The following is a 4,533-nucleotide window of genomic DNA, read 5'->3' on the forward strand; positions in this document are numbered from 1 at the left end:
ACTGCGACCAAGCGGTCGTTAAACTGAACACACGACCGAGGAAACGCTATGGCTTCCAGACCCCCGCCGACCGCATGCACAAACTCTCAGGAGTGTTGCACTTGGAGTGTTAATTCACCACTCATCGCTCCGCCGCTTGGCGAGCGCACTTGAGCATGATTTCTTTAACCTTACCTTCCAGCGCAGGATCAGATGGAAAGGTGTCTAGCACCTTGAGCTCAGCTACTGTGTGAGAGCTGATGATAGTGTCCGCGGAGCAGAGGCAATAAGCGTCTCTAAGTTCGACGGTGAGTTTGCCCTGAGCAGACGTTTTGTTAGTGCAGCTACTAAGGACTTTTGAGCGATATTGCTTCTTGAAATCAGCTGCGGATTGTTGGGTGCAAGCGCCAGTTGATGCGGCAAGCAATACAAGCGAGATGGTGGATCGGTACAGCACAATACTCTCCCCAATGAGTGCTAACGCCTGAGTTAAGCCGACTTGCGTAGCGTAGCCGACAACGTGGCAAGCTTTACCTGCCACGTTGTTGGTGTAGCGAAGCAAGTTCGGCTTGAACGAATTGTTAGCGCGCCCTATAGAGTCTGACAGAGCGTGCACACACAAAAAACCATGCAAGGAAAATTACACTGAATAGAAAAATGTAAAAGTACGTCGCCCAAAATGAAAATGGATGTACGACTACCGAAATCCACCCCTCGTCTTCATAAAATGAGCGCGGGCAGCGCCGTGCCTTGCGCAAGCATTTTATCTTTCCAGCGATAAGTACTTGATAAGAAGTGTAAAAGGCTAAGCCAGAGTAAATTGCAGCCTGAACTAACCCGAGCCAAGCGCCAGAACTGCTTCGAGGCCGCAACTTTGCCCTGGGCCAAAAGAACTGACACAGCCAGCCAGTCGCGAGCGTGAGTGAAAATAGCAGGCCCATGCTTATAGGGTCGGCGCTATATGTCTTGACGCGTTGGTACATCAAGTACAGTTCTTCGATGGATGCTTGCGTTGGGTCCATGCGCTAACGCCTGAGTTAAGCCGACCTGCGTAGCGGAGCCGGCAACATGGCAAGCTTTTCCTGCCATGTTGTTGGTGTAGCGAAGCAGGTTCGGCTTGAACGAATTGTTAGGTGTGCGCCTCGGCAAGGTGGTCGCGCCACTCCACCAGCACCTCACCGATCTTTACGTGGCGGTCTTCGGCTCCAGACATGCCCATCCGTTCCGACTCGATTGAGGAAAGATGGCGGGAGATAGCTGCTGCGTCAGCACCCTGCTTGAGAAGGCTGAAGACCCCGGGAAGGTAGCCGTAATACTCGTCACGAGCTTCCGGCGCATCCGAGATGCCACATGGATCCCAGATGTAGTGCAGTACTTCGTCAGTCCTACGATAGAGGTTTTCATCTTGCGGCGAGAGTTTAGTTCCCATAGCACACCTAACGCCTGAGTTAAGCCGAACCGCGTAGTGGAGCCAATAACATGGCAAGCTTTACCTGCCATGTTATTGGTGTAACGAAGTGGTTTCGGCTTGAACGAATTGTTAGGCCTCAAACCCACGGACTTTCGGACAGCACGACTTTCTTGTAGTAGCTAGTGTTGGCGCGTATGGCGTAGACCGCTGCGAACCCGTACCCAACGGCACGGCCAAACTTACCTAGGCCAATGGCCTCCATGATAAGCACGCAGGCAATTGCGAGGAGAACGTAAACGATGGTCTGACGCCAAAGACCTTTTGCTAGGAAGTAGAACGGCCCCAAGAAGAAGGCAATCCAGTTGAACTGGACACCGCGGCGGTCTGCGGGTGGCAAACTGCGAAACTTTGGCAGGTCCGGACCTCCAGCGCGTTCAATGGCTCTGAATCGATCCTTCCACTTGTCCGACACGTCGAGCCTGGCGATTGGGTCAACCATTCGTGCGGTCGGCGCGGGAGGTGCGGTCGGACGGTCAGTTGGTGCGAAGGATGGGTGAGAATTGTATGGGTCCATTACGATGAAGCTCCGTTGTTGAGGCCTAACGCTGGAGTTAAGCGGCGGCGCAGCCGTCCGCCTTGAACGAGTTGTTAGGCGCCACACTTTGCAGCGCGCCAACGATCATTGGTTAGTACCGGACAATTGGCGCTTTGTGCGAGGCCAAATAATGGTTTGCGCCAAGACGACTCTTTGGCCGTCGAAAGTTGCAGCCACCGAACCATAAAGCTCATAACCAAGTGCCAGAGCTTCACTAACACGGTGACAGAACGCAGCATCATCTGGACCGGTGAGCACACGATAGATCGGCAGGTCGTTTGGTGGTTGCTTCATGAACTCGCCTCGATGACGGATGTGGCGCCTAACGCCTGAGTTAAGCCGAACCGCGTAGTGGAGCCAAAGGCATGGCAAGCTTTTTCTGCCATGCCTTTGGTGTAACGAAGCGGTTTCGGCTTGAACGAATTGTTAGGCTGCTGCCCCGGCTACCGGGACTGAAGAACCACAGCCCAAAGTCCGAGTGTAGCGAGGAAGTTGACCGTGAACACCAAGCCGCGCAGTCGGATGTTTGTAGTGAGGATCTGAACGCAGCTATGGGCCAAGCGACCGACGACAAAGACCCACGCAAGAACAACCGCAGCAGTGCTCACCAGATGGCCTTGCATTAGCAGCAGGCATGCTGCGTAGAAAAAGACGGGCCACTCGAACTGATTGGATAGGTTTGCACTGATACGGGACTCAATAGCTGCCCACGGATTGGAGCCGTCCGCGCGTTGGCCGATGCCCCAGACTTTGGGAGCGCGCGCAACGGTAAGCAGAGCGTAGAGGAGTGCAGCAAGCGCTACGTGCGCTGCCATTGGAAGCACAAGTGGATGTGCCATGTATTCCCCGGTTGCGAGATGCTGCAGCCTAACGCCTGAGTTAAGCCGACCTGCGTAGCGGAGCCGACAACATGGCAAGCTTTACCTGCCAGTTTGGTGTAGCGAAGCAGGTTCGGCTTGAACGAATTGTTAGGCCTCATCTCCGGGTAGCAACTCTGGATTCCACACCGCCTCCCAAAGATGCCTGTCCAAGTCTTGGAAATAGCCCGCATAGCCGCCCCAGAAGGTTTCATGTGCCGGTTTGACAATCGTAGCCCCGGCCGCTTCCGCTTGCTTCATTACTGCATCAACTTCGGCTCTGGAGGAAACGTTGTGGCCGAGCGTCAAATCGGTAGCACTTGGGCGATCTAGCGGGAGGCCAGCGTCATGGGAAATGCTCTTGCGGGGCCAGATTGCCAGCTTTAGTCCAGGCTGGAGGTTGAAGAATGCAACAGCACCGTACTCGAACTCTTTGCCGATGATGCCGTCTGTTTCGAGACCAAGACCGTCACGGTAGAACGAAAGTGCGCGTTCTAGATCGTCTACACCAAGAGTGATGACTGTGACCCGAGCTTTCATGTGAGATGTCTCCTTGAGGCCTAACGCCTGAGTTAAGCCGACTTGCGTAGCGGAGCCAACAACATGGCAAGCTTTTTCTGCCATGTTGTTGGTGTAGCGAAGCAAGTTCGGCTTGAACGAATTGTTAGGCCACCGCCTAGTACTGCTGCAGCTCTGAGACCACGGATGCACGCAGCTCTGGGGTGACCGTTACACGGACAGCATAACTGCCGCCGCCCTCAAAGTAGCCGCTGGGCGGCAAGGCAACCTCTTTGCCATTGACGCGGAAAGACATGCTAAGGCCGGACTCACCGGATGGGCTGACCTGCGTTGTGGCAGTTGCGCCAGGCGGAAGATCACCTACGTGCTGCGTGAAGCCAGATCCGGCCACAGTGATCGATTGAAGCAGAACGTCAGAGCGATTCTCTACGGTCACCGGCGTTGGCTCACTGCAGCCGCCAAGCAAAAGCATGACTATCAGGGGCAGCGAACGTGTCATAGGTGGCCTAACGCCTGAGTTAAGCCGACCTGCGTAGCGGAGCCGACAACATGGCAAGCTTTACCTGCCAGTTTGGTGTAGCGAAGCAGGTTCGGCTTGAACGAATTGTTAGGCCTCATCTCCGGGTAGCAACTCTGGATTCCACACCGCCTCCCAAAGATGCCTGTCCAAGTCTTGGAAATAGCCCGCATAGCCGCCCCAGAAGGTTTCATGTGCCGGTTTGACAATCGTAGCCCCGGCCGCTTCCGCTTGCTTCATTACTGCATCAACTTCGGCTCTGGAGGAAACGTTGTGGCCGAGCGTCAAATCGGTAGCACTTGGGCGATCTAGCGGGAGGCCAGCGTCATGGGAAATGCTCTTGCGGGGCCAGATTGCCAGCTTTAGTCCAGGCTGGAGGTTGAAGAATGCAACAGCACCGTACTCGAACTCTTTGCCGATGATGCCGTCTGTTTCGAGACCAAGACCGTCACGGTAGAACGAAAGTGCGCGTTCTAGATCGTCTACACCAAGAGTGATGACTGTGACCCGAGCTTTCATGTGAGATGTCTCCTTGAGGCCTAACGCCTGAGTTAAGCCGACCCGCGTAGCGGAGCCAACAACATGGCAAGCTCAATCTGCCATTTTGTTGGTGGAGCGAAGCGGGTTCGGCTTGAACGAATTGTTAGGCCGGCCT

The 4,533-nt window shown here is 54.8% G+C and carries 7 protein-coding genes and 1 pseudogene; 1 reads left to right on the top strand and 7 read right to left on the bottom strand.

The window, feature by feature from the left end:
• Positions 1-113, top strand: a pseudogene (locus ACW7G6_RS14465) (IS30 family transposase); the annotation flags it as partial.
• 8 nt (positions 114-121) lie between these two features.
• Here the strand turns inward: ACW7G6_RS14465 and ACW7G6_RS14470 are convergent.
• The 7 genes from ACW7G6_RS14470 to ACW7G6_RS14500 form a co-directional block, all read right to left on the bottom strand.
• Positions 122-541, bottom strand: coding sequence for a hypothetical protein (locus ACW7G6_RS14470; protein ID WP_456979847.1), 420 nt, complete (start codon positions 539-541; stop codon positions 122-124).
• Positions 542-1,108: 567 nt separating this feature from the next.
• Positions 1,109-1,408, bottom strand: coding sequence for a hypothetical protein (locus ACW7G6_RS14475; RefSeq protein ID WP_456979846.1), 300 nt, complete (start codon positions 1,406-1,408; stop codon positions 1,109-1,111).
• A gap of 118 nt (positions 1,409-1,526) precedes the next feature.
• Complete coding sequence (locus tag ACW7G6_RS14480; RefSeq protein ID WP_456998594.1) at positions 1,527-1,889, bottom strand: DUF2628 domain-containing protein; 363 nt, start codon at positions 1,887-1,889, stop codon at positions 1,527-1,529.
• 180 nt (positions 1,890-2,069) lie between these two features.
• Entirely contained in the window at positions 2,070-2,279 is a 210-nt protein-coding gene (locus ACW7G6_RS14485; protein WP_456998595.1) for a DUF1737 domain-containing protein, read from the bottom strand.
• 149 nt (positions 2,280-2,428) lie between these two features.
• The gene (locus tag ACW7G6_RS14490; protein ID WP_456978861.1) at positions 2,429-2,824 is read right to left on the bottom strand and encodes an MAPEG family protein; all 396 of its coding nucleotides are present in this window, start codon (positions 2,822-2,824) and stop codon (positions 2,429-2,431) included.
• A gap of 129 nt (positions 2,825-2,953) precedes the next feature.
• Complete coding sequence (locus ACW7G6_RS14495) at positions 2,954-3,487, bottom strand: VOC family protein (protein WP_456998596.1); 534 nt, start codon at positions 3,485-3,487, stop codon at positions 2,954-2,956.
• Positions 3,488-3,968: 481 nt separating this feature from the next.
• Positions 3,969-4,397 carry a VOC family protein gene (locus tag ACW7G6_RS14500; RefSeq protein WP_456998597.1) on the bottom strand — a complete coding sequence of 143 codons (429 nt, stop codon included), beginning with the start codon at positions 4,395-4,397 and terminating at the stop codon, positions 3,969-3,971.
• Between the last annotated feature and the right edge of the window lie 136 nt (positions 4,398-4,533).

It is taken from the genome of Lysobacter sp. A421, from assembly GCF_054052145.1.

Bases quoted from the DNA above. Each gene is read 5' to 3' on its own strand.
- ACW7G6_RS14475 (WP_456979846.1), bottom strand. From the start codon at position 1,408: ATGGGAACTAAACTCTCGCCGCAAGATGAAAACCTCTATCGTAGGACT.
- ACW7G6_RS14485 (WP_456998595.1), bottom strand. From the start codon at position 2,279: ATGAAGCAACCACCAAACGACCTGCCGATCTATCGTGTGCTCACCGGT.
- ACW7G6_RS14500 (WP_456998597.1), bottom strand. From the start codon at position 4,397: ATGAAAGCTCGGGTCACAGTCATCACTCTTGGTGTAGACGATCTAGAA.
- ACW7G6_RS14490 (WP_456978861.1), bottom strand. From the start codon at position 2,824: ATGGCACATCCACTTGTGCTTCCAATGGCAGCGCACGTAGCGCTTGCT.
- ACW7G6_RS14480 (WP_456998594.1), bottom strand. From the start codon at position 1,889: ATGGTTGACCCAATCGCCAGGCTCGACGTGTCGGACAAGTGGAAGGAT.